Here is a 25255-nt window from a genome sequence, read left to right as displayed (position 1 = left end):
CAGTGAACCTCTTTCATCCTGAGTATTGGCAGGTCAAGAGGGTGTGCACGGCTGCCACAGTCCTGCCGATGCGGTTGGTTGAGCAGCGCGCTCGCCGCAGCAGTCGCCAGGACTTGAGGCGGGCGAAGGCGCGTTCGCCGGGAGCGCGCAGGCCGGCGTGGTCGCGGTTGTACTGCTGGTAGTGCTCGGGCAGGTCGCGGTAGCCGTAGTACGGGGTGCGGACAGTGGCGCCGGCGCCCTGGTAAGCGCGGTCGGCCAGGACGAGAGGATCTGGCGGCTGAGGCAGGCCTGGACGATGCCGTGGGCGCGTGCTGCGGTCAGGTCGTGGGTTCGGCCCGGCGTTGCCCGTGAGAACCACAGCGGTGTGCCGTCGGGACGTGCGATGACCTGGACGTTCATGCCATGCTTCTTGTGTTTCTGCGAGTAGTACGGCTCGTCGGCCTTGATGCGGTCGGTGGGGATGAGCGTGCCGTCGAGGATGACGAAGTCGCCTTCGCCCAAGCCGACGAGGGCCTCGTGCAGTCCCGGCGCCCACGAGGCGAGGACTTCGACGGTCTCGTGTACATACCGCCACGCGGTGGCCTCGGAAACTCCGAACCCGGCACCGACCTGTGCCAACGTCTCGTTCTTCCGCAGGTGTGCCAGAACCAGAAGGGCCTGCTTGAAGCAGCTCAACCTCCGCCAGGCCGAGCGAAGTTCACGCCTTCGGGCGTAGATGAGCCAGGAGACGTGCTCGACCAGCTCGTGCGGGACGTCGACCATGGAAGGATACGGAACCAACAAAGCCCCCCGCGGCCGATGGCGTGTTGAGTGAGATCACCACACCAACGACGAGGGGCTTCGCCATGTCACCCCACCTGACCAGCCCATTTCACCCGGCCGGAACAGGATGAAAGAGGTTCAGTCAGCCGGTTGCAGTATGCCACAAATCCAGCGACAGTAGGTTGATGAGCTCACATCGAAGGCAACTCAGGAACTCAACACCTTGAGGCCTATTCACGGGGGTTTCAACCATCGTTCTTGATCACGAGGACGGCCCTGCTCGGTAGCGTGACGTTTGAGAGAGCGTCAGTTAACCACCATGGCAGGGCCGTTGAGCTGGAACATTACGACAGGACTGGACACCGAGCAACTTGACGGGCTGGTCGCACGAGTTCACCAAGAGCTCGTGCAGGATCCGGACCCACCGGTGATGCCGGGGCGGATGTGGGCGCTGGGCCTGTACAAGTCGGTGGTGCTGGTGCTGTTCCTGCTGCGGCAGAACCCAGTCCAGGAGGTGGCCGCCGAGCTGTTCGGGATCTCCCAGGCCACCGTCTCCAGGCGATGGACGGCCCTGCTGCCGATGGTGGAGAAGGTCCTGGCCACGCACGTTCCCGATCCCACCGAGGCCTCTGCCGGCCGGATCGTACTCGTGGATGGCACCTTGGTCACGACGTGGGACTGGTCCAGCGAGGGCACCACGATGTTCTCCGGCAAGCACCGCGACACCGGCTTCAACCTGCAGATCGCCGCCACTCTCGCCGGCGACCTGCTCGCGGTCTCCGCGCCGGTGCCCGGCAGCCGGCACGACATGCACGCCTGGCGCCAGTCCCACTTCCCCGAGGCATTCGCCGAACGCGAGGGCATAGGCGACCTGGGCTACGCCGGCTCCCGACTGTTCACCCCCAGGCGCAAGCCGCCCGGCCAGGAACGATCCGCCGGAGACAAGAGAGCCAACCGCTCCGTCAACACGCTCCGAGCCGCAGTCGAACGGGCCATCGCGCACCTGAAGAACTGGAAGATTCTCGCCACCCGCTACCGCGGCCCCCTCACCCGCTTCCCCGACATCGTCAAGACCGTCACCGCCCTCACCTTCTACACAAGAGGCTGGTGAGGCCTACGTGAATAACCCTCCTTTGCTACGCGACGGTGCCTGCCAAGAACCGGATGGAGATTTCTGGAAAGTCCACCAGCACCCCTGAGGCTCCATACCTTTAACCTCGATCTTTCGTGACGGTCCGTCGGTTTCTCCGGCGGGCCGTTTCGGTTGTCCGGGCTGGTGATGGGCAGGTCGGTGGCCCGGCTGTCGCGTCGGGTGTGCGCCGGGTTCCACGGCTCCGGTGGGCTGGTGCTGATCGCAGGGATGGGAAGGTGCTGGTCAGCCTGGGTTCGGGAGGGTGTGGAGCTGGTCCAGGGCGTTGGTGATTACGTCGGTCCAGGGCCAGTGCTTGGCGAGGCGGAGGTATCGGCGGCGGCCGGTGGTGATGAACTGGGCGGCGGTGGAGAACAGTCGAAGCCGCAGGCGGCGGGGCTCCCAGAGCCGGGCGGTGCCGTTGAGGACGAGCAGGGGCATCCAGGCCAGCAGGTCGAGGGCGATCTGCACGATCTCCAGCCAGATCTGGTTCTGCGCGGTGTCGTGGAGGGGGAGGTTGCGCAGGCCGGTGGCGCGGGCGGCGCGGATGCGGTCCTCGGCCCGGGCCCGCTGCCGGTGACGCAGTTCAAGGGCGGCGATCGCCTCGTCGGCCGTGTTGGTGGCGAAGCAGGTCAACCGCATGCCGTCGGCATCGGTGAAGCGCAACTGGGCGCCGGGGTGCGGCCGTTCCTTGCGCACGATCAGCCGCAGCCCCTTCGGCCAGCCCGTCAGGCAGTCGCCGGCGAGTTCGGCGACCCAGGCGCCGTCACGGATGTCGCCGTCGGGTTCGACGGCCGGCGTCTAGGGCGCTTCTGATGGATCTCCGCGGCGTCGTGGCGCCTGCCACGCACGCTCGCGGCGTTGCCGAAATGCCCCCATAGCTCCGCTATGAAGACATCCCGGCGCCTTGCGATCGCACGCACCAGGCGCCGCTCCTTCTTCCACGGAGATCCATCAGAAGCGCCCTAGGTGTTCTGTCCGGGGAGGTTGTGGACGGGTGAGCCAGGTCTCGGCTGGGGGATCTTGAACGGGTGAGGGCCTTCCGGTTCGGTGTGGATTGCGACGTCTACACCGACAGAAAGGCCCTCATGCCCCACCGTAATGCACCCCTGACCGAGACCGGACGCCTGCGCCTGGCCCGCTGTGTGGTCGAGGACGGCTGGCCCCTGCGCAGGGCAGCCGAACGTTTCCAGGTCTCCCCGACCACGGCCCAGCGATGGGCAGACCGCTACCGCGAGCACGGCCAGGCGGGCATGGCCGACCACTCCAGCCGCCCGCACCGCAGCCCGGGACGAACCCCGACCCGCACCGAACGGCGGATCATCAAGGTCCGCCTCCTGCGCCGGTGGGGCCCCGCCCGCATCGCAGGCCTGCTCCACCTGGTGCCGTCCACCGTGCACCGCGTCCTGACCCGCTTCGGTCTGGCCCGCCTGTCCCACCTCGACCGTGCCACCGGCCGCGCGATACGCCGCTACGAGCGTGAACGACCAGGAGAGTTGGTACACGTGGACATCAAGAAGCTCGGCAACATTCCCGACGGCGGCGGCCACAAGGCGCTCGGCCGGCAAGCAGGCCGCAAGACCCGCTCGAACGCCGGCTACAGCTACATCCACACCGCCGTCGACGACCACTCCCGCCTCGCCTACAGCGAGATCCACACCGACGAGCGCAAAGAGACCGCCACCGCCTTCTGGCAACGCGCCCAGGCGTTCTTCACCCAGGCAGGGATCACCGTCGAGCGGGTCCTGACCGACAACGGCTCCTGCTACCGCTCACACGACTGGCGGGACGCGCTGGCAGCGGCCGGGATCACCCACAAGCGCACCCGGCCCTACCGACCCCAGACCAACGGCAAAGTCGAACGCCTCAACCGCACCCTGCTCGACGAATGGGCCTACGCCCGCCCCTACCGCTCGGAAACCGAACGACGCGAAGCCTTCCCACAGTGGCTACACACCTACAATCACCACCGCGGACACACCGCACTCGCAGGCCAACCACCCGCCAGCCGCGTCCCCAACCTCACAGGGCAATACACCTAGGCCGAGGCCGGGACCTTCACGACGGCCTGGTGGATGGCGTCGGTGATGGTCATCCCGACCGAGTACGACAGCCACCGCCCCCGCCGGGTGAGCCAGGCGACGAACTCGTGGGTACCGCCGCCAGAATCGGTGCGGATCAGGGTCTGGCGCCCCTGCCGGAGCCGTTTCGGCAACTGGGCCAGGGCCAGTTTCGCGGCCTCGATGTGGTCGGCGGCGGTGTTGGAGCCCGCGTTGCCGGGCCGCAGCAGGCCCACGACCGGCTCACCGGACCCGCCCCGGCCGTGGTCGACGAACCCCATCAGCGGGTGGTGCCCGAACGTCTTCTTCCAGGTCGCGGCGGCGTCCTGCTTCTCGGAGTGGGCGATGACGAGGACGCCGTCGATGTCCACGATCACCTGCCCGCCCGCGTTTGGCGCCGACTGGCCGGCCAACTTCCAGACGTGTTCGCGTACTTCGGCGCGGGCCGTGCGCAGTGCGGTCAGGGCCCGCTTCCCACCCCGGGCGAGCGTGTCGATGAGTCGGGAGACGGTCGGGTCGGAGGCCACCGGCCCGAACACGGTGGGCTCCGCCCGCAGCATGCCCACGTCGGCCAGACAGTCCCCGCCCAGCGCGACCGTGAGGGCGACGTCCAGGAGGACCTTCCCCGGGTCATGGACGGCCCGCTGCTTGCGCCACGGGGCGAGTGCCGCCGATATCGCCGCATCCAGGCCGGTCTTGCGGACCGTCTCGACCAGCAGCACCGCACCGGCCTGCGAAACCACTGCGCGACCGCCGCCCTCAACGCGGACACGCGGGTAGGACCCGATACGCTTCTTCACCTGGAAAGTGCCTCCGACGGTGGCGGGAACAAGGACCTCAGCAATCCTCATTCTCGCTGGTCAGAGGCACTTTCTGCTTTCTTGATCACCAGCCGGACAGCCCACCTCGTGAAAGCGCGAGGTTAAGGTCAATAGGTGCCGGGGCAGGGGTTTCAGGGAACGCCGAGCCTCAGTGCAGCGCGGACCTACCCTGCCAGTCTTCCCAGGACAGGTTCCACTCCCCAAATCCGTTACCAGGCTCTACGCTCTCTCTGCCATTGCTCACTTCGAAGACGTCGCCAACTTGAGCCTGGCCGTAGAACCAAGTGGCGTCTTTGGTCGTCATTCCGAGGCAGCCATGACTGGTATTGGAGGCTCCAATTGTTGCCTCGGCCCACTCGGCCTGGTGGGCATAGGTTCCGGAGATGGTCATACGCATGGAGCGCTGCACCATGAAGTCATACTCATTTCCTAGGCCAACACTCTGGGAACTCATGCGAATGGCGCCTTCTTTCGACATGAGTGTCATCTTCCCACTCCAGGTTCGATGGTTCGCGTCGCCGCCGGTTACGGGTATGGTCTTTACCCTATGACTATCGCTGATTAGAGTAAGGGTGTGGGCATTGAGGTCGACCTTCGCAATATGACTGGAACCGATAGTGAAGGCAGTGGAGTAGGAACGCGTGAGATAGCGCCCGTTTCCGGTGTCGACGCCATTGAGGTCAGCATCGAGGGTGACTTTAGTGCCGGGGGCCCAGTACTTCTTGGGTCTCCAATCGACGCGTTCACGGCCAGTTATGGGTTCGGTGACCCAACCCCACGACCCTTCAGTATTGTTACTATCGGCAACTTTGAGTCTGCGCTCAACCGCCATTTTATCCTTGACAGGGTGATTAAAAGCCAGAGAGACGGGCTGGCCAATTCCTACGGTCGTTTTACTTCTAGGTAAGACATCTATTCTGTTGACTTTCTTCGGAGCTAGAGTGGTGAAGTAGGTGACTCTTACATTCTCACGACCACTGCCGCCCGTGACCTTTACAGTAACCCTATAGGTAGTCCCGACTAAGAATCCTTCGCGTTCGGGGGAAAAGCGACCACCCTTGAGAGTTCCGGGGACTCGAGTGCCGCCCAAAGTGCTGACACTAACACTGGTCAGTGCCCCATTGGCGACCTGTACCGACACTCGCTCCCCTGGCCTCACATCCCGAGTTCCGTCGGCGGGGGCGACGATAGCGACAGGTTCTGGAACAATGGACTTAAGGTCCGGGGAACACGCGGCCAATACCACTACCTCCGCCGCAAGCAACATTATCAAGCGAAAGTTGCAAAAAATGCGGCGCGTGAATGACGAATCGCGATCACGGTAAGCGCACATAAATCAGTGACCTTTCGCACCATATAGCTGTAATCGACGGAGGCGCTGGCAAGCAGCAAAGGCTTAAGCTGCACGCATTAATTACCTCATAGCAGTGAGCCAAAGAACGGCGGTTGATGAATTTTAGGGCATCCATATGGCTACATATAGCGCCACTCCGAGCTTTCCAGAGGAAATCGGCCGTGAGCCTTCTAACTTCAACGCTCAGGATGGGAGAGTGAGCCCGAGAGGTCCGGTCTGATCGTGAGCGTCACCGCACCCGGCACGGCCTGCGCCGACTCCTTCGTCTTGGTGCCGGGCAGCCGTCCGGCGAGCACCTCGGCCTGGGTCTTGAGGCCGGGCGGGTAACTGACCGTGGTCGTGTCGGTGCTCGGGCCGTTGTCGGTGAAGACGACGGTGAAGCCGAGCTGCCGCAGCTTCTGGGCGACGTCCGCGGCGAGGCCCTTGGTGACGGTGCCGTTGAGCACCCGCACCCGGACGGAGCGTGCGGTCACCGGGTTCTTCTGGGCGTCGGCGAACTTCTGCTTCCCGGCGGCGCCGATCTCCCGGTCGTGGGCGAGGTCGCCGAACAGCTCGGCGGCCTGCGGATACTGCCAGACCACGTTGGCCTTGTCGGTGGGGACGTCCGCCTCACGCGGATAGGTGGGGACGGTGAGGAAGGTGAGGCGGTCGGAGGGGATGTCCTTGACCGTCGAGGCAAGGCTGGTGAGCGCGTTGATGCTGTCCAGGCCCGTGTCGGTGGTCAGCGACTTGGTCGCCGAGTCGAGGAAGCCGTAGAGAGCGGTGGGGCTGGTCAGTTTCTCCTGCGCCTTCTTGCCCAGCGCCTTCATGAACTCCTGCTGGCGGCCGATCCGGCCGAGGTCGGAGCCGTCGCCGACGCTGTAGCGGGTGCGGACGTAGCCGAGCGCCTTCTCGTCCTGGATGTTCTGGCAGCCGGCCTCCAGGTCGAGGTGGGCCTTCTTGTCGTGGATGGCGTGCTTGGGGCAGACCTCGATGCCGCCGAGCGCGTTGACCATGCCCTTGAAGCCCTGGAAGTCGACCGAGACGAAGTGGTCGATGCGCAGCCCGGTGTTCTTCTCGACGGTCTTGATGCTGCACGCCGCCGCCTTGGCGACGTCTCCGCTGAGGCCACCGATGGTGTACGCCTCGTTGATCTTGAAGTGGTGCGGGGCGGACTGCGTGCCGTCGCCCTTGTCGCACGCGGGGATCGGCACCCAGGAGTCGCGCGGGAAGGACACCGCGGTGGCCCATTTGTGGTCGGCGGAGATGTGCAGCACCATCAGCGTGTCCGACTGCATGGTGGTCAGGCCGCTGCCGTACTTCCCGCCGGTGCCGGCCCGGCTGTCGGAGCCGACGACCAGGATGTTCTTGGAGCCGGGGCTGAGGTTGACCGGCCGGTCGCCGCCCAGTTCGCTGTTCACGTCCGCGCCGTGGATGTTGCCGTTGAGGTGCTGGTACACCCACACGCCGGTCCCGGCCGTGCCCAGCAGGAGCACGCCGACCACCCCGCCAGCCAGGGGCCGACGCCGTAGACCGTTGTTCAGGAATTTCGCGACCTCAAGTGCTCGGTAGGTGAGCTTCGAGACGCGCAGTGCTAGCCCTCTATCACCACAAGGGTCGTACGGGGCGGTGAATCCTAGGCCAGCGCATCCCGGGGACAGTGCGCGCGTTAGTAGCCAAGCAGTTATGAGTCCGGAGGCAGATATTCGAGAGCCTGGTCGCAAGCTCTCAGTGACCGATGGAAGGGGCCAGGCGCTGCGTCCCGCAAGTCTCCATAGGAGCAGGCCTGTATTGGCTGCATAGCCAATACAGGCCACAGTGAGTGCTGTAAGCATGGAGCCTCCGTGGGACGGTTAACTAGTGGGTTCTTGCTTGGAGTGAATCACGCGGGCGATGGCTTAATGCTTCGCGGGATCGCGTCAGGAAGGATGGCTTGGGTCGCATCTCAGCTACTCGGGTATCGGCCGCAAAGCTCTATCTCATGGGGGTGGATTCAGGATCCGCTTCTGGGTTAGCAGGGTGAGTATGCGGCGGCCCTGGGGTGACTTTGCCAAGGTTGTCCATAACGAGGATGGGTCCACTGCGGTGTACGCGCCAGGTTTTCCTGCCCGGCCGCACCCATCCCCGTAAGATACAATCCCGATTTGCACCCAGGTGCCTTTGGGGGCCGCTGTGAGCAAGGGGCCTCCGCTGTCGCCTTGGCAGGAGTCCCGGTTTACGGCACCCGCACAGATATTCCGCCCGGCTCTATAGGATTTCGGGTAAGCCTTCGTGCAGGCGGAATTACCCTGCAGCGGTACTTTCACTTCACGCAGTCGGTCCGGTCCGCGTTCGCCTCCGTCAACTGTGGTGCCCCAGCCGATGACCACCGCGGTGCCACTGGCCCGGTCTGCTGGCCGACTCGTAAGCGGGGCCAGGCGCACGGGAGTGATTCCCTTGACTGGACTGCCCAGATCGATCAGCGCTAGGTCGAAGGCGAAGGTCTTCGGAACGAACCCGGGATGTATCACGACGTGCGTGAGGCTCACAGAACGGATCTGGCCCTGCCTAGGGTTGGACAGAGCAGTGCGTCCCACAGCGATCTTTATCGAATCCTGCTGGAGATCTGTGAAGCAGTGGGCAGCCGTCATAAGGATGGAGGGTGACACCAAGGTGCCACCGCAAAAAGGCTGGTTGTCGTGCTCGGTCCCCTCCAGGAGCGCAGCCATGAAGGGGTACCGGTTAGTTCCTGCCTGACTGCCGCCGACGATCGCAGCGCTGCGGCGAGGTTGATAAGTTGCTGAGGTGGTTGTGACAGGCATGGCTCCTGCCGCTTGCCCGGTGGACAGTGCGAAGATAGTCGCCAGACACACAGCATGGGTAATGATCGTACGGCGCGGGGCCGGAGATGGGCATGTGCATTGGCTCCTGCTGCCATGCACGGAGCGGTAAGTCTCAGCGAGGAAGCGCGTTATCTTTTCTCGACCGATCGGCCAGCGGAGCGGGCCAATCATCGGGCTAACCCGTCTTTTGCCTCGCAGATGGTGTTGAGTGTGGCTTGTTCCTCTGGGTCGAAGTATGTGGTGTGGCTTGCTGCGCAGTAGTCCTCCATCTCGTTCCATGACGTCGCCTCCACTGCCACCGAGGTGATTCTTGGGTCTTTGAGGGACCAGCTCAGCGCCATCTGTGGCAGTGTTTGCTGCCTCTTAGCGGCTACCCGTGTCAGTTGGTGTCTGATAGGGGTGAGGGCCTCACGCATCTGCAGGTCATCTGGTCTGCCTGGAACTGTTACAGCGAGGTCTCCTCCAGCCAGCGGATTCGTAGCTACGCACCCCACGCCATAGTGTTCCAGCAATCCGAAGACGCCGTCTTCAGCCCACCGATCCAGCAGGGAGTAGTCCACCTGGCACGCCACTACCCGTGCTCCGTGTTCTTCCATGAGGGGTAGCAACTTCCGTAGTACGGCCGGAGCGAATCCCGAGAGCCCGACGTACAGTGCCTTGCCCTGCTGAACCGCCCATGCAAGGGCCTGGGCGGTCTCTTCTAATGGGGTTGTTGGGTCGAACCGGTGCGCGTACAGAACGTCGACGAAGTTCAGTCCGGTGCGTTGCAGAACGGCGTCCAGCGTCGACAGCACGCGTTGGCGAGAGCCGAAGCCGTACAAGGGGCCGGGCGTCCCGATGCCTACCTGCAGTGATACCGTTACTTCCTCTCTTCGAAAACGCACGGTGTGTAGGGCATTTCTGAGCTCTTCTATCGCTGCAGGCCCGCCGAAGGGTGGCGCGATATCCACGTGTGTCACGCCTACCTCTAAAGCTTGCCGTAGCAACATGGCGGCGTGTCCCCAGGCGTTGTTGTGCCTGCGCAGAGCCAAGGAGACTGCCGGAAGGTGAAGGCCGCTGCGTCCGCAACGGCGTGCCGGGACCAGGCCTGTTCGGTCTGAGAATGCAGCTAGCGAATCTACCATCAGATGCCTTTCGGATGGGTGCCAGCAAACCTTTTAGAAGGTTTCCTTCTCTGTTCTCTCTCATGGATGCAGCAATGTGTTGCTGCACTCATGTGAGCTCATCTGCGCTGAGCTTCCATCTTCTAAACAGCGTGTAGAGGATGGAAGCTTGCACGACGCTGCGCTTGCAGGCAGCCACGGACTGAGTAGCCTCATCCTCGGTCTCTGGGGATGAGGGGCGGCGGTGTTTCCGTCTTTGAGAGGTGGTTTGTGCGTTGCATCGAGCGGAGGATGAAAGAGGCTTAGTGAGAGGTTCGCTCCTTCGGTCCGTGGCCGGTGCTCGTGAGGTGTGCAGGACTTGAACCTGCGACCGGAGGATTATGAGTCCCCTGCTCTGACCAGCTGAGCTAACACCTCATGATGGGTTGGATGCTCGGCGTCGATCGATGAGGGCGTACTTGCCAACGCGATAGCTGGCGTGGCCCGTGAGCGAGGTGGGATTCGAACCCACAAGCCCCAGGGGGCGGTGGATTTTAAGTCCACTGCGTTTGCCTGTTTCGCCACTCGCCCTTACGCATTTTGTCGCTCAGCTCAAGGAGCGGGCATGGTGCAGGGAGTTCTTGAAGTTTATGAATCGCCTCAGTTGTTGGTGACGGTGCCTCGCACGTGCCTTGCTCAAGAAGGCGTGCCACGACGTTACATCTGCACGACGTAGCAACAATTGCTTGCGCCACAGTGCGGTCGTGCCCCCGAACACTCCATATTCCGTGCGTTTGTCCAATGCTTGTGCCAGGCACTCGGTCCGCACGGAGCACGGCTTACACACTTCCAGGGCTTCTGTTTCCCGCCGGGAGTCGAAGAAGAGGTCAGACTCCAGTCGCTTGCATCGCGCCTGAATCCACCACTGTGGGTCCAGTTCACCTCCTGAGTCGTCACGCCGTCGTGTCCGTGCGGTGCGTTCCCACGCCGATGTCACGCCCATAGCAACTGCCAGGTGCGTGCGGTGGGGTATCCGGTTGCTTCGCTGCCGCGCAGTCCGTGGTCCAGTTGGAAGAGAGTGCAGCAGACCCGCAGGTCTTCGTCCCACTCGCTGGAGGCGTGCAAGTCGGGGTCGTTTGCCAGTCGCGTCTTTTGCTCTTCTGCGTAGCCACGGGCCACCAACCGCAACCTCAGCATCAGTACCCAGACGTTCGACGTGCCTGGGCCAAAGCATGCTTCACCAGGAAACTCTGGGAGGGGCTGCGTCTGTACATGCTCACTGCTTATGTGCCTGCTCATGACAGGAGAGTCCGCTGCCGGCGCGTTCGATGTCCCCTCGCCACTGCTTGTCACCGCGTCCGGTGTGTGTGCTCCGCTCTCTGCATTTGCACGGGACCTGAGAGGTAGACGTACCACGCCGGCGAAGAAGGTGGAGCTCCCTTGCACTACACGTTCAGCGCATCGTTCGCCACGCTCCTTGAGCAGGTACAACGCCACAAGAAGGAGAAGCAACGTGGTACTTGGCCAGTCGAGCTGGGGAAAGTACCCACCTGGCCTGTGCCGGGTTACCTGTGGAGGCTGGGGGTTTCCATGACAGTGACGCATTTCGGCTCCTGACTGATCGCGGCCCACAAGGGCCAATCGAAAAAGTAAGCTCTGCCTGCCATCAGGCTGCTTCGCTGCCACTCCCCCGCACCCCGCCGGCCAGGATCCGGCGCCGGGCCGCCCTGGCACATGGACGCCCATGCCTTCCTTGTTTTGTACTGCGGAGTTGGGGCAGCAGGAAGATGTGATCCCAGGTATCGGTGCGGCGCCAGCGCGAGTACGAAGTAGGATTTCGCCGAAGGGAACCTGAGACTGCCGTCGGCTAAAATGGTGTGTTCGGGCAGTGACGACTCTAGGCCGGGGTGAAGAGGGGCAGTCTGGTTGTCTCTCGGCTGCAGCTTGCCTGCCCTGGGTGAGCTGGAGGCAAGCACTTCCCCTATCCAGGCCCCCCGTTCTCGGTATCGATGGCCCACAGGGACAAGTCTCCCCTGTCGCAGCACGCTAGTCGCCGGCTCCCCCCTGGCTGACAAGCCGAAGGAAGGGAAACAGGATCCGGCTGTTGGTTTGTCCGAGCCTGAAGTACTCATGGCCGGGGAGGCTGCGTGATGGCTGGTACTGTTGCGGTACCAAGTCGGTTTCAGATGCTGGTGGCGTCTTCCGGGCGGAGACCAGAAGTGAACGGTCCCGGAATCGACTCGGTTGCGACGATGTGTTCCAAGGGGTGGCCCCGCCAATTGGCCGCGGACAGCCCTACCGACTCGTCGCCCCAGCACGTGGGCCCTGCGGGCAGGGAAGGCTTGTTGTCCCAGGGCCCGGGAGTCCAGCAACATCCTGAAACCACTCACGCTATGTGCCCGGGACATGTGGCGGCGTGCCATGTTTCGGTCGGCCAGTGGGCACGGCAACTTCGGCAGATCACGATGTAGTTGTCGATGGACAGCAATGCGCGCATCTGGCAGTTCGGGCAAGGAGTCGACAGTTGACGAGCGAGGTCGGCCTCGCCCAGCAGTCTGCGAGCAACAATGTAGGCCGTCCACGTACGGTCGGCGTGCCTCCCGCCCTCTACGCTCGTGACGGCTGTGGGCAGGTCCGCGGCCAATGCGTAGCACAGGTCTTGGAAGAGACGGCCAGGCCGAACGGCTTCCTCCGGCACCAGGTCGGGTATCGCATAAGCGGCCCACGCCCGCAGGACATCGATGCAGCGCTGGGCATGGTCCAGCAGTGGCAGACGCAAGGGCGTGGTTTTCTCCCTGCTCTTCCAAGGCGTGCGAATGGGGGGCTGGTTGAGGCTGCCGCGGGGGACACGGGGAAGTTCGACGTACAGTTGGACGTACAACTGGGGAAACCGGTTGAGCGCACCGCGAAGACGGCGCTGGCATCCCAAGCAAATGCTGGTGTCGTCGCTGCTCGTGGGCGCGGTCGTGCAGATTATGCAGTACCGCTCCATGGCCACTCCTGGATACATCCTGTTGGAATCGGTTGCTCTGGCATGGCGTGACTGAGGGCGGCACAACCAGTTCTTGCCCCAAAAGCGCGGACACTGTTTGGACAGCAGGTGTTCGGGTGCAGGGGGAAGTGAGCTTCTTCACCTCGGCCACCGAACGAGTGACGACAGAGTAAAGAAACCGGCTAGCTGAGGGCTCAAATCCCGAGATCAGAGCTGAGTCAACTCCCGGGGCTCCTGCCACTCCTGCATGACCAAGCTGAAGAGGCTCAGTGTCTGTAGCAGCGCTCCTCAGTGAGGTGGTGATGGGGTCTTCTGGCCTCAGTAGGCGAGGCATTGAGGAGCGACATGGAACGCTGCCGTGTGGACCCCACCGGAGGTTGATGCGTAGATATCGCCCGTGGGACGAGAAGGTGCCGGCAACTTTGAGTCTGGGTACCACGCCCAGAGCGATGCGTGGGGCGTCGTAGTCCGTATGCGCGCTGCGGCTTTCGTGAGGCGGTGACCACTGCGGTGTCTGGAGCCTGTTGGTTCCCCAGAAGGGGCGGGCCCTGTCGGCCGGGCCTGTCATGGGGGTGGCCTGGTGCACTGTGATCAGTGTCCTCTCTGGAGCCTAGGCAAGAGAGCCTCTCGGTGAGAGCAAAATGTCTGGCGATGCACGTTCCTGGCGGGGCATGCGGGATTCGAATCCGCGACCGGAGGATTCTGGATCCCTGCTCTCACCGGCTGAGCTAATGCCCCAAACCTTCGAGCCGGCTGATGGGCACGGGTCTTGTGGCTCAGTTGAGCCGCAGGGCGCCCGGACCTGCGGGCGTGGTGTAGTGGGCCCGGATGACGCCGCCAGTAGCGAGAACGCCTTGGCATCGTGGGCACGGGCGTGCCATACGGGGAGCACCGGTTGCGCTGACGCGGGCGACATAAACCACGGCCCCGCGGGGGCACCGTGCTCTGCGCAGCAGCACCTCCTCCGCGTGGAAGGTGGCGTGGTGGAAGTCGATCCCAGGAGAGTTCCGGTACCTGTTGCAGGCGTGGGCCAGAACCCGGCCGCCTTTGACCAGGACTGCGCCAACACGGTAGCGGCACCTGGATTGTTGGGCGTGCCTGAGCGCTATCGCGAGGAACGCCCAACGACCACTGTGCCTTGCGAGAGCCACATCGAGATGTGATGCGTTCTGCGATACGTGATCACCACACGCGCGTGCTGCTTCGGGGTTCCCTGGCACGACAGTGTTCCTTTCTTGGCTACGGGACTTCCTGAGTCTCTTCATCCTCCGTACCCGCAGGTCAGCGACTTGGTCGGCTGCGGGGTAGCCGAGCTGCTGGCCTGGGAGGATGCCAGCACTTTCTAGGAGCCGCGGTGACTCATCACCCTCCCGGGACAGGATGAAAGAGGTTGCCTGATCGCAGGCGAGTGGACGCTGCCTGAGCATCTGACCGCTGTGCGTGGCAGTGGCGTCGAAGTGGAGGGTGGCACAGCGAAACCCACGTGGTCGGACGCCCAAAGTCGAAGGCGAGGTGCTGGCGGAGGGAGCCCCCGGGCCTGCCTTGCCAGCGGCTCTTGGGCGGTTGGAGGGGAAGACTCGGCTGGGTTGCTGCGGAAAACACAGCGAGGTGGCCCTCAACGCTGACCGGCTCCCCCCCACGTCACAACATCCCGTTTCCGTGTCTGGCGAAGGTTGTGGCCTTGGGCGTGTTGGAAGGCAGGGCAGGCACGAGGTTCGGCCGCGGATGCGTCGCGGTTCGTGGCGCCGCGGCGAGGGGATCCTCTGTCATGCTCGATCGTGCACCCAGTAGAGGTCACGAAGGCGGCACGCCCTGCCCTGACTTGAAGGAATTGGCAGCAGCCGGACGTACCGGCAATCGATGATGGACCGTGTTCAGCCTCTTCGAGGTAGGGTGCGAGGATTTTCGGTTGGCGGACCGTAGGATGTAGTTGTAGGCGAGTGAGCGGATTTGCCGTAACGGAAGAAGCCATCGGTCATGCCTCCGTCTAAGGGATGATCGGCAGCGCATGTTGCAGTGAGAGCTATTGCGGATGCGGAAGGTCGTGACCTGGCCATGGTGATCCCAACAGATGCATCCAGGCGGCATGTCCCTGCGCATGGTCCTGGGCCAGGGATATCTGCCAGGATCCGACAGCCGTTGCACGATCATCTGTCGGCTTGTTCGAAGTCCACGGGAAGCAACTGCAAGACCATGCCCACAGGGGGGTCGTCGAACGGTGAAGGCCGCTAAGGGCGATGGCCAGATCCGCAGGTCGGCTCATCGGGTCAGAGGCAGGGATATTCACCGCGTGGTGGAGCGGCACGATGGGTGGGGCGTTTGAGGGAAACTCCGTGCGGACCCAGCGTTGGTGTTCCGATGGGAACGTCAGCAGGCAGTGCCCAAGGAAATGGGCAAGCACGTCGATGTGGTGTCGCGGAGGCCATCCCGCGTCGTTGAGCGCCGTGCGACGAAAGTGGTGCAAGGATACGGCGACGATGGTACCGATGAGCTCGTCCAGCCTTTCAGAGTCGGACAGTTGCTCGCCAGTCAGGTGCAAGCGTTTTCGAGATGCTCGTCGCACACGCGTGTAAATGCTGCCGTCGCGGCACCAATTTCGCAGCGCGGTGATAGCACAATGCGCAAGTTGGTCCTCGACCGCGGACCAGTGCAGAGCAGCGTTATCCCAGGTCGCCAGGGCATCGGCAATACAGGATTCGATGTTCCCGGGCCCACAAGGCTGGTGCCAACGTCGCCTTGGGCGGCGACGGTGTATGGGGGAAGACGGCATGAAAACCTCCAACGGATCAGAGGCACAGCGTGCGCCGCACCAGGCCCTATCGGACTTGAGCCAGACCGAGCAGTCCGATCTGGGGCGCACGGGCTGCATTGTGCCGGGATCGCGTCTCCGCTGTGTTCCGTGACGGTTCTGAGGCACGGGATGGTGCGGCGCGCAACTCGGCGGCAGTAAGTCCAATCGCGTGGTGCCCTTCATGTGGGACGCGAAGGTCTATCGGCATAGTGCTGTGACGGCGACAAGGCGGCAGGCACTCGTCCACTGTGCAGCATGCTGGATGTGACGCTGTGGGAGGCCCGGGACCAGCCCGCGCCTTGTCTGCCCGGTTGCTCACGTCGATGCGCCGTGATAGCCCAGGCAGTACGGTCCCTGACGTTGGACGTAGTGGGGTTACCTGCTTCGATGCGGTGACGATCGCAAGTGGTGCGCCGGTGCCGAGCGGTTTGGCCATGTCGCTGTCCTCGCTGATATGTGGCGGCTCAGGCCGGCGCGGACACCTTCCGGAGAGTGCGACCAATCCGTGAAGTGACTTTCGCGTCGACACACCCGCGTCACCGATGTAATACAGATCGCTATCCATTAGCATTTCTGGTGATGTTGGTTACGGAGTCCCACCTGGCGGAAGTAGCCCGCCCCCAAGGCGACTAAGGGTGGAGATGGCCTGCAGCAGCCAATGTTGACTTAGCAGCTTCATCCTGCATCACCACATCAGAGCCGGCAACTGGAACGTCATCCGTGAACCATCCTGACGGGTTGCGGGCGTCACCGTGGACAGAGTCGGGCGACTTCTATCTCCGTTCCCCCTGAAGCCGACACGAGGAGAAACCGCATGGAAGATGACCTGCAAAAGCTCGTCCTGGCACGACTTGCCGAGCTCGGCTCCGCGCGCCGCCCTCTGAGCTACCGCGCCGCGGCGGCACGCAGCCAAGGACACATCAGTCACGGAACGATCGGCCGCATCGCACGCGGCCAACACACCGGAGCGCTGGAAGACGAAACCCTGGACGGCCTCGCCCTGGCCCTCGACGTACCACGCACCCACATCGAAAAAGCCGCAGGCATCTTCCGCGAACGTCCTCTACAGCCCTTCACTCTCCCACCACGCGCCAGCCGACTCTCGCACAGTGAACGCGAAGTCGTCCTCAGCGTCGTCGACGCACTCCTGGCCGCTGCCGCACGCCCGGGCACGGCACACCGACTGAAATCGACGCCCTCAACCGGCCCCCTGCGCCCACTCCGGCAGACATCACCCGCCGGTCACACCCCGCACCGCGACGACCACGCCCTTGTGGCCTACTCCACCGACGGCACCGGCCGGATCTCCTCAGCAGACCTCGAAACCATCCGCCGACACGAGGAGAAGCAGAGGCAGGCCCACACAGATAAGAAGCAACAGGAAGACCTCTGAAACCGGATCTCGGGGTTGGTCAATCTCGGTGAAAAAGCATGAAACGCACCGCGAGCCCCCTGTTCTCCACCGGCCAGAAGGTTTTTCCTCATCCCGTAACACGCATACCTCAAAAAGCCACCCTGACGGAGGACAGGAGCCCAACGTGTCCACGTTTGACCCTGAAGCGGAACTGGAGAAACTCTCCATCCCCATCCACTACCTAGCCCTCCAAGACGTCCTTGCCGCCTGGGACGCGGAACACGGAAAGGTCTATTGCAGCGTCGGCCTCAACCCCATCCAAAAACGCTGCGCACTCACACACGAGCTAGCACACATCTCACTCAAACACCAACGATGCGCATACGCAGACGACAGCGTCACAACCATCGCATCCATCACCCAAGAACGCGCAGCAGAAATGTGGGCCGCCCGCAAACTCATCAGCGCCGTCCAACTAGCCGCCGCCCGCGAATCCGGACTCCGCCCCACCGCAGTCGCACGCGAACTAGGAACCACACCCCGCATCTTCCGCGCACGCCTACTAGCCGAACAACACGACGAACAACGCTGGCTAGGCACCGACTTCGTCGGATTCTAACCAGGAAGGTTACCCACAAGCTCATTTCCCTTGAGGGTCTGATGCACGATCGGGTGACATCCAAAGTGGCTTGCCCTGTGGGGCGGGCGGGAAGGATGTCGCTGTGCCCAAGCCCTACCCGGAAGAGTTCCGCCAGGACGTCGTGCGGGTCGCGAGGAACCGCGGCCCGGGTGTGACGGTGGAGCAGGTGGCCACCGACTTCGGAGTCCACCCGATGACGTTGTGGAAATGGATGCGTCGGGCGGACACCGATGACGGGACCAAGCCCGGAACCTCCAGCCAGGAGAGCGCGGAACTGCGGGAAGCACGTCGGCGGATCAAGCTGCTGGAGCAGGAGAACGAGGTCCTGCGCCGGGCTGCGGCCTATCTGTCGCAGGCGCATCTGCCGGGGAAAGGGTCTACCCGCTCGTGAAGGAGCTGGCCGTTGACGGGGTGCCCGTCAACGCCGACGCCCCGCCGAACGGTCCGGCGGCTGCTGACCAGAATCGACGGCGATGCATGGATCGGGCGATCGGCCGTTGACTCGCGGACCGACACAGCCCCGCTGGGGCTGGCTGCACGGCCTGGCGGTCGACGGGAAGAGCCTGCGCGGTGCCGCCAGGGCAGGAGGCCACAAGAGCCACCTGCCCGCACCCCCGACCACCGGCCTTCCCCTCATAGCGTGGAGGCCTGGCTGAAGGGGAAGTTGAGGGACATGGGTGGGAAGCGACGGTCGTATGACGCACCGTTTGGTGAGGGTGCAGTACGGATCGTGCTGGAGACCGGGAAGCCGGCCGCAGAGGTGGCGCGGGACTTGGGCGTGCATAAGGGCACGCCGCAAACGGGCCTTGACCCGGGAGTTTGAACACGTCTATGCGGCTCGGGTCCAACGCCGCGTAGTTAACAGCGTGTCAACGGCCTCTTGGTCGTCCCCATTGGCGGCCTTGAGACATCCCTGCTGGTGGAAGGCATTGTCGCCCCACTCGCGGCCAGATGTTCTCCCCGCCCTGGGTCGGTGTGGATCAGCTGAAGGGCTTCACTCCCTTTCCGGTGGTGGCCTCGGTGAACCTGAACGAATCACCCTGAGTGACCGTGACGTGAGCGTGATGGAGGAGCCGGTCGACGGTCGCGGTGGCCAAGGTCTTGGGCATGATCTCGTCGAATCCAGACGGGTGGAGATTGCTCGAAACTGCGATCGAGCGCCGTTCATATGCGGCATCCACCAGGCGGTAGAAGCCCTCGGCGGCGTCCTCGGAGACGGGCAGCAGCCCGATGTCATCGACGATGATCAGGTCCGAGCGGACAATCTTCGCCAGCGCCCGGGCGATGGAGTCGTCCGCGCGGTGCCGGCGGACCAGGGCGCCCAGGTCCTCGATGGTGAACCAGGCGACGGTCAGGCCGGCCTCGACCGCGGTCTGCCCGAGCGCCTCAGTGAAGTGTGACTTTCCCGTCCCCGACGGTCCACAGATACAAAAATTCTCCCGGCGGCCGACCCATTCCAGGCTCTTCAGGGCGTCCTGCGTGGTCCTGGGTATGGAGGACTTGGACTCGTGCCAGTCCCCGAAGGTCTTCCCGGTGGGGAACCCGGCCCGCTTGCGCCGGGTGTGGAGATTGGCCCGGTCGCGTCCGGCGGCTTCCTCGGCCAGCAGGACGCGGACGACCTCGGCGGGATCCCAGCGTTGGGCCTTCGCGGTGGGGATGATGTCGGTCAACGACCGCCGGATGTGCGGGAGTTTGAGTCGCTTGGTCAGCTCGATGGCCTCGGCGAGCGGGTCGCCGTTCGTGCCGGGAACGGTGCGAAGAGGGGTGGCCATCAGAAGTGGTCGCTTTCGTCGTACTCGGAAAGATCAGCAGTGCTCGGGGCGGCGGCGCCGAGGGCGGACCAGGCGGAGGTGCCGGGCTGCAGCGAGTGGGCCTCGCTGCGACGGACCGGCTCGGCCAGGCCGTGGACGGCCTGGTAGTCGAGGATCGACATGAGGTCCTTGTCCGCGAAGCGGGCGGTGACCGCGGCGGTGCCGAGCGCGCGGTCAACTTCCGCTATCGAGTAGAGCTTCGAGAGGGCAACGGCCTCGGCCATCTTCGCCTTGATCCGGCGAACCCCGGCCGCCCCGGCCTCGATCAGCCAGCTCGCAGCACCCGGGCCGAGCTGGAGAAACGCAGCCTCCTCGGCGGAGGTCGCCCTCGGAGTGCGGTCGGCTTCCTTGTCCTCGCGCGGCGGATAGTGGGCATCCTCCAGGACCGGCGAGCCAGGCTCGCCGCGCGGATGGCGGGCGACCTCAAGGGCCGAGCCCGTCTCGTCGACGGCGGTGACGATCAGCTCGTCCCCGTGGAAACGGGCCCAGACCCGGGTGTCGATCAGCTCGTGCGGGACCGAGTAGCGGACCGCGTCGACCGAGATCGTCGACTCCCAGGAGACCCGCCGGGTGGTGCCGAACGCCGCGGTGAACGGCCGCCGCGGCAGCGGGTGCAGTCGATGCTGCTCTTCTGCGAGCCGCTCGACCGGCTTGCGCCGAGTCACCTTGTGTGTGCGGGAGTTGACCTCTTCGCAGAACTGTCGGCAGGCGGCCTCAAGCTCGCCGAAGGTCTTGTACTGCTCGCGCAGATTGACGTCCCTGGGCACCAGATCGGCATTCGCGATCTTCACCGTGGACTCCGAACCGCCCTTCGTTTCCGGGTCCGCCGGCAGACAGGTACGGATCGTCGTGCCGTAGTGCCGGGCGACCTCGACGACTTCTGAGTTGCGGACCGCGATCCCGGCGACGTGGTCGGTGGTGACCGTCTTCTCGTTGTCCGTCAGGACGTAGGCCGGGATGCCGCCGATCCTGCGGAAAGTGGTGTCCAGACACGCGGTGATCGTTGGCAGCGTCTTGTCCCAGATCGGAATGACGACGCGGAAACGCGACCAGGCCAGCCATGCGCAGAACAGCGTGGTCTTGCGGCCCTTGACCACCGGGCCGTCGCCGAAGTCGTACTGAAGCCAGAGCCCCGGCTCGGTCACCCACGGCCGATAGACCCGCCGCCGACCTGTCCTGAACTGGGCTTTTGCCTCGGCAACGGTGCGGCGGGTGGTGCGTTCCCCGCCGGTGAAGCCCATCGCGGCGATCCTCTTGTGGACCACGTCCGCGCGGATCTTGCCCTGCGAGCGGACCACTGTCGGCGGCGGCTGAACTCTGACCCACTTTGGTCGGTTGAATCCTGACCCAGGTGGTGTCTGCTGCGGTTGCTCAGTCGTTGTCGGTGGTGTCGTGCGGGATGCGTCCGAGTTCGCGTCCCTTCATGCGATACGAGTCGCCCTTGAATGAGTGGACCTCGGCGTGGTGGACGAGGCGGTCGATCATCGCGGCCGCGACGGTCTCGTCGCCGAAGACCTCTCCCCAGCGCCCGAAGGGCTTGTTGCTGGTCACGATCACCGAGGCGCGTTCGTATCTGTTCGAGATCAGCTGGAAGAACAGGTTCGCCGCCTCGGCTTCGAAGGGGATGTAGCCCACTTCATCGATCACGATCAGTGGGTAGCGGCCGAGCTTGGTGAGCTCGACCTGGAGGCGTCCGGCCTGGTGGGCGGCGGCCAGGCGGTCGACCCATTCGGACGCGGTGGCGAAGGCGACCCGGTGGCCGGCCTGGCAGGCCCGCACTCCCAGACCGATGGCCAGGTGTGTCTTCCCGGTGCCCGGCGGGCCCAGGAAAACGGCGTTCTCCTTTCCGGTGATGAAGTCCAACGTGCCCAGATGCGCGAGCTGTTGGCGCGTCATGCCGCGCAGATGGGTGACGTCCAGCTCCTCGACCGTCTTGATCGCCGGGAAGCGGGCCGCGCGGACGCGGGCCTCGCCGCCGTGGGACTCGCGGGCACTGACCTCCCGCTGGAGGCAGGCGACGAGGTATTCGGCATGCGTCCAGGACTCCTTGCGGGCCCGCTCGGCGAGCCGTTCGGCGGCGTCCAGCAGTGCCGGGGCCTTCATCGCCCTGGCCAGGAAGGCCAGGTCAGCCGCGGTCTGCTGACCGGTTCGGCGACTTGTGGCGGGGGCGGCGTCGTCGGTGGCGGCGCGGGCGGGCATCAGCCGGCCTCCTGGTTGTTGCCGCCGTCGATGACGGTGAAGAGCCGGTCATAGGTGCCCAGCTCGCGCTGTTCGACCTCGACCACGTCCGGGGCCGCTGCCGCGCAGGCAGCACCGTGCCGTCGATGTACTTCGCGGCGCATCACGTCGCCGGCGGCGGCGTGATGCGGGTCGGTGAGGGTCTGGTGGCGGGCCCAGCAGCGGGGATGCCGGGCCACGATCTCGCCGCCCTGGGCCAGGACGATGACCTCGTCGTTGTCGCAGAGCACGGTCACCATCCGGCCGATCGCCGCGGGGTCGACGGAGTAGTCGCAGGTGTCGACGCGGACGTAATGATCGCGTCCCAGGCGGATCTGGAACCGCCACCAGGACGGCGGGTCAACGGGTGGCAGTGCGAGCATCCCGGCCCGGTCCGCCTCCCACCGGTCGCTCGGGCGGGCCTGCAAAGTGCGGTGGACGCGCCGGTTGGCGACCTTCAGCCAGGCGTCCAGCTGTGTGTTGAAGTCGTCGGGGCCGGTGAAGTGACGGCCCGGCAGGAAGGAGGTCTCCAGATAGCCGTTGGCCCGCTCGACCAGCCCTTTCGCTTCTGGATCCCGGGGCCGACACAGGTAGATCTTGGTGGCCAGCAGGCCCGCGAACGCGGCGAACTCGGAGGTGACCCGGCCCTTGCCGACGCCGGCCTCGTTGTCCCAGACGAGCATCCTGGGGACGGCTCCCCAGGCGGTCAGCAGCCGCCAGTGCCCGTCGATCAGGTCCCCACTCCGGCGCGAGGGCAGCATCCTCGCGGCGATGATCCGCGAGTAGCCGGACACCATCACCAAAACCGGCGGCCGTCCTGTCTGCCCATAGCCCAGCGGGATGTCGGCCTCGGGAAACCACAGGTCACACTGGGCCAGCTCGCCCGGCCGATACGTAGTCCGCGAGACCGGGTCCACCGGCAGATACGCCGGCCGCAGCTCGCGCACCCGTTCCCTGAGGATGGTCATCCCGCGCTGCCAACCGATCCGCTCCGCGATCACGGTGGCAGGCATCGTCGGCGTCTCCCGCAAAAGCTCACGGATCTGCACCTCGACCGCGTCCACCGCCGAGCCCTTCGCCGGACGCTCGTACTTCGGCGGCCGGTCGTGCGCCAGCGCGCGTTTCACCGTGTTCTTCGAGATGCCCAGGTGCCGGGCGATCGCCCGGATCGGCATCTGCTCGGCCCGGTGCAGTCGGCGGATCTCTGCCCAGTCCTCCACGTGGATCACCTCTTCCCTCCTGACCTTGATCACCAAGGCCAGGGTCAGATGAAGATCACCAAGTGGGTCAGATTTGATACGCCGTCAGAGGGTCAGGATTCGAGCGACGCCGAGAACCACCAGTTCCTCGATCTTCGGCAGATAGTCGTCGATCTGCCGGGCCCGCTGCCGGCGCTTGTCGGGCTGCTGGCCGGCCGCCCGCATCTTCACATAACGGGCCACCGTGTGGTGGTCGCACCCGGCCAGCTCGGCCGCGACGCGGTAACTGCCTGTGAGGTCGTATGCCTCAAGGATCTCCATGATCTCCCTGCTGTTCTTCACCCGCTCCAGCGTCGCCGAGCGGGACTACTCGGGGCGAGCGGGGAGAAATCTGGCCGTACTCGGGGAAACCCGTGGCCACAAATTGCGCCGTATATGGCCGCCACCGGGGAGCTTACGGGGCTCTGATCAACATTTCGGGATGACCGTGCGTGATCGGCTCACGGTGTGAGCAAAATACGGCGCCGCAGGAGATCGAAGTTGGCCCGTCCATACCCTTGACGTTTGAGGTATTTCACCCGGTTCACGTGGCCCTCGACCATGCCGCTGGAGTAGGGCTGGGTGAGGCCGGCGGTGACGGCGTCGAGGTCCTTGCTGAGGTTGCGGGCGAAACCGCGCAGGGGTGGCAGCTCGCTGCCCTGGGCCGCCTTCATCCAGCGGGGCAGCAGACGGCCGTCGAGGTTCTTCATCATCGCGGCGAACGCCGCGATGTGCCGTCGTAGATCGGCGAGTTCAGGGCAATCGGCCAGGATGCGCTTGAGGCGGAGCTGCTGACCGGAGCTGAGGTTGTCGGGGTGACAGGTGAGCCAGCCGGTGACCTGCCGGACCGTGGGCGCCTCCGACCTCTTCGGGGTCGGCGACTCGGCGGAGCGCAACGGCTCGAGCCAGCGCCGGACACTGCGGCTGCTGCCGCGGTAGCCGCGTTCCTGAATCTCGCGGAACAGGCGCCCGCTGTCAGTGCACCCCTCCTGCCAGCGCATATTGAGGTACTCGGCCCAGGGCTGCAGCATCCGTCGGCTCTGCCGCGGCGGCGAGAGCAGGTCCTCGACGACTGTCGCGTGGGCGTACTTGCGGACTGTCTTGCGGTCCATCCGCAGGGACTTGGCGATCACCTCGATGGCGACGCCCTTGTCGTACATCTCGTGCACCGCCGCGAAGTTGCGGCGTGTGTTCGCGGCCCGCTTGCCCTCGATCGCCGGCGGCTCGGCAGGCCGTTCCACCAGGGCGTCCTGGTTCGCCTCCTCGGCCGGAGTGAGGCAGGAGCGGTGGGCGACGACGCACTTCTCAACCGCCTTGCACAGGTTCTGCCAGAGGTGAAAGCGATCTGCGATCTGGACCGCATCCGGCGCGGCCGTGCGGATCGCCTCCGCGTACGCGCTCGCGCGGTCACGGCACACGATCTCGGCGCCGGGATGTTCTTCGAGCCAGGCGGTGAAGGTCTCGGCGGTGCGGTCGGGCAGGACGTCGACGACGCGGCCGGTCTCGATGTCGATGAGGACGGTGCCGTAGACGTGACCGCGCTTGAGTGCGAAGTCGTCGACGCCCAGTACCCGCGGGCTCCGCTCCGGCGGCTCGGCAGGCAGCCTCCGCACACGGTTGAGTAGGGTGTTCGGGCTGATCGCGCAGTGCAGCAGGGCGGCGAGCCGGGCACCGGCCCGACCGGCCAGGCAGCGTGCGATCGATATCAGCATCGCCTGCTGCAGTTGGCTGCGGCGGCCGTGGCGGAAGGTGAGCCCGTCGACCTGCTCGACGAAGGTTCTGCGCGGGCACGACGACTGCTCGCACCGGAACCGGCGAACCGTCAGATGTATCGTCGTCGCCCGTCCACCGATCGCGACGTCAGCGAGCCGCCGACGATATCGGTCGTGGACTCGCTGTGAGTGCGTCCCGCAGCCTGGGCACTGGGCTGAGCGAGCAGCCGCCGAGGCAGTGATACAGATACATCCACCATCAGCTCGTATGTCCTCGATCGCGACGCTGGCCAGGTGCGGCAGCAGCGTCTTGGCTATGTGATCTCCTAACACACCTGGTCAACAAGGGGGTTGGAGATCAGTTACGCACGGTCATCCCGAAATGTTGATCAGAGCCGCTTACGGAGGCCGCCGTCAACAGCGTGCGCGGATAGGCGGTGTGTGAGGAGTCGGACGCGGGTGCAGGCACGGGGCTGCGCGATCATGTGAGT

The 25255-nt window shown here is 64.7% G+C and carries 16 protein-coding genes, 3 tRNA genes and 5 pseudogenes; 5 read left to right on the top strand and 19 right to left on the bottom strand.

Translation table 11 applies throughout. The features are described 5' to 3' along the window. Nucleotides 1-13: 13 nt before the first annotated feature. Nucleotides 14-823, bottom strand: a pseudogene (locus SNOUR_RS44095) (transposase family protein). Between the two features lie 258 nt (nt 824-1081). Here SNOUR_RS44095 and SNOUR_RS40655 point away from each other — a divergent pair. Next, a complete protein-coding gene (locus SNOUR_RS40655; RefSeq protein WP_079143256.1) occupies nt 1082-1873 on the top strand; it encodes a transposase family protein in 792 nt (263 codons plus the stop codon). A 264-nt stretch (nt 1874-2137) separates the two neighbouring features. Here the strand turns inward: SNOUR_RS40655 and SNOUR_RS40650 are convergent. After that, nucleotides 2138-2692: pseudogene (locus SNOUR_RS40650) on the bottom strand (transposase); the annotation flags it as partial. 287 nt (nt 2693-2979) lie between these two features. Here SNOUR_RS40650 and SNOUR_RS40645 point away from each other — a divergent pair. Then, nucleotides 2980-3933, top strand: a complete 954-nt coding sequence (locus SNOUR_RS40645; RefSeq protein ID WP_067359039.1) for an IS481 family transposase — start codon at nt 2980-2982, stop codon at nt 3931-3933. On the opposite strand, the pseudogene SNOUR_RS40640 reads toward SNOUR_RS40645, so the two are convergent. From SNOUR_RS40640 to SNOUR_RS49405, 11 genes and pseudogenes are all read right to left on the bottom strand, one after another. Then, nucleotides 3933-4751 (bottom strand): annotated as a pseudogene (locus SNOUR_RS40640) (IS1380 family transposase); the annotation flags it as partial. The gene SNOUR_RS40645 and the pseudogene SNOUR_RS40640 overlap by 1 nt on opposite strands. 169 nt (nt 4752-4920) lie before the next feature. Continuing rightward, a complete protein-coding gene (locus SNOUR_RS44085; protein ID WP_312636265.1) occupies nt 4921-6039 on the bottom strand; it encodes a L,D-transpeptidase in 1119 nt (372 codons plus the stop codon). Between the two features lie 263 nt (nt 6040-6302). After that, nucleotides 6303-7649, bottom strand: a complete 1347-nt coding sequence (locus SNOUR_RS40635; protein WP_312636263.1) for an LCP family protein — start codon at nt 7647-7649, stop codon at nt 6303-6305. A 435-nt stretch (nt 7650-8084) separates the two neighbouring features. Next, nucleotides 8085-8906 (bottom strand): S1 family serine peptidase, encoded by an 822-nt coding sequence (locus SNOUR_RS49410; protein ID WP_159426058.1) that lies wholly within the window; start codon nt 8904-8906, stop codon nt 8085-8087. Between the two features lie 188 nt (nt 8907-9094). Next, nucleotides 9095-9916 (bottom strand): aldo/keto reductase, encoded by an 822-nt coding sequence (locus SNOUR_RS44075; RefSeq protein ID WP_312635681.1) that lies wholly within the window; start codon nt 9914-9916, stop codon nt 9095-9097. 457 nt (nt 9917-10373) lie between these two features. Continuing rightward, nucleotides 10374-10447, bottom strand: a tRNA-Ile gene (locus SNOUR_RS40630). A 69-nt stretch (nt 10448-10516) separates the two neighbouring features. Further along, nucleotides 10517-10600 (bottom strand) — tRNA-Leu (locus SNOUR_RS40625). Nucleotides 10601-10616: 16 nt separating this feature from the next. Further along, a complete protein-coding gene (locus SNOUR_RS44070; RefSeq protein WP_079143250.1) occupies nt 10617-11012 on the bottom strand; it encodes a WhiB family transcriptional regulator in 396 nt (131 codons plus the stop codon). Then, a complete protein-coding gene (locus SNOUR_RS48880; RefSeq protein ID WP_312635678.1) occupies nt 11003-11134 on the bottom strand; it encodes a hypothetical protein in 132 nt (43 codons plus the stop codon). The genes SNOUR_RS44070 and SNOUR_RS48880 overlap by 10 nt, the downstream gene beginning before the upstream one ends. Nucleotides 11135-13663: 2529 nt before the next feature. Next, nucleotides 13664-13739 (bottom strand) — tRNA-Leu (locus tag SNOUR_RS40615). 38 nt (nt 13740-13777) lie between these two features. Continuing rightward, nucleotides 13778-14266 (bottom strand): cytidine/deoxycytidylate deaminase family protein, encoded by a 489-nt coding sequence (locus tag SNOUR_RS49405; protein ID WP_376738602.1) that lies wholly within the window; start codon nt 14264-14266, stop codon nt 13778-13780. Nucleotides 14267-16606: 2340 nt separating this feature from the next. Here SNOUR_RS49405 and SNOUR_RS46795 point away from each other — a divergent pair. The 3 genes from SNOUR_RS46795 (at nt 16607) to SNOUR_RS48875 (ending at nt 18177) form a co-directional block, all read left to right on the top strand. After that, nucleotides 16607-17185 (top strand): hypothetical protein, encoded by a 579-nt coding sequence (locus tag SNOUR_RS46795; protein ID WP_159426056.1) that lies wholly within the window; start codon nt 16607-16609, stop codon nt 17183-17185. A gap of 145 nt (nt 17186-17330) precedes the next feature. Beyond that, nucleotides 17331-17765 (top strand): ImmA/IrrE family metallo-endopeptidase, encoded by a 435-nt coding sequence (locus SNOUR_RS46790; RefSeq protein WP_159426055.1) that lies wholly within the window; start codon nt 17331-17333, stop codon nt 17763-17765. A gap of 103 nt (nt 17766-17868) precedes the next feature. Continuing rightward, nucleotides 17869-18177 carry an IS3 family transposase gene (locus tag SNOUR_RS48875; RefSeq protein ID WP_067357333.1) on the top strand — a complete coding sequence of 103 codons (309 nt, stop codon included), beginning with the start codon at nt 17869-17871 and terminating at the stop codon, nt 18175-18177. A gap of 589 nt (nt 18178-18766) precedes the next feature. On the opposite strand, the gene istB (SNOUR_RS40600) is transcribed toward SNOUR_RS48875, so the two are convergent. The 6 genes and pseudogenes from istB (SNOUR_RS40600) to SNOUR_RS40575 form a co-directional block, all read right to left on the bottom strand. After that, complete coding sequence (istB, locus tag SNOUR_RS40600) at nt 18767-19558, bottom strand: IS21-like element helper ATPase IstB (protein ID WP_067342987.1); 792 nt, start codon at nt 19556-19558, stop codon at nt 18767-18769. Beyond that, nucleotides 19558-20928: pseudogene (gene istA / locus SNOUR_RS40595) on the bottom strand (IS21 family transposase); the annotation flags it as partial. The gene istB (SNOUR_RS40600) and the pseudogene istA (SNOUR_RS40595), both read right to left, overlap by 1 nt. Nucleotides 20929-20968: 40 nt before the next feature. Then, nucleotides 20969-21796, bottom strand: a complete 828-nt coding sequence (istB, locus tag SNOUR_RS40590; protein WP_067342984.1) for an IS21-like element helper ATPase IstB — start codon at nt 21794-21796, stop codon at nt 20969-20971. Continuing rightward, nucleotides 21796-23043, bottom strand: coding sequence for an IS21 family transposase (gene istA, locus SNOUR_RS40585; RefSeq protein WP_067342985.1), 1248 nt, complete (start codon nt 23041-23043; stop codon nt 21796-21798). The genes istB (SNOUR_RS40590) and istA (SNOUR_RS40585) overlap by 1 nt, the downstream gene beginning before the upstream one ends. Before the next feature lie 87 nt (nt 23044-23130). Continuing rightward, a pseudogene (locus SNOUR_RS40580) lies at nt 23131-23355 on the bottom strand (IS21 family transposase); the annotation flags it as partial. Between the two features lie 158 nt (nt 23356-23513). Then, nucleotides 23514-25097, bottom strand: coding sequence for an ISL3 family transposase (locus SNOUR_RS40575; protein WP_312631474.1), 1584 nt, complete (start codon nt 25095-25097; stop codon nt 23514-23516). Nucleotides 25098-25255: the final 158 nt, after the last annotated feature.

Source organism: Streptomyces noursei ATCC 11455 (assembly GCF_001704275.1).
Taxonomy (GTDB): domain Bacteria; phylum Actinomycetota; class Actinomycetes; order Streptomycetales; family Streptomycetaceae; genus Streptomyces; species Streptomyces noursei.
Note: the sequence above shows the minus strand (reverse complement) of the source record. Positions and strands in the feature narration are given on the sequence as shown.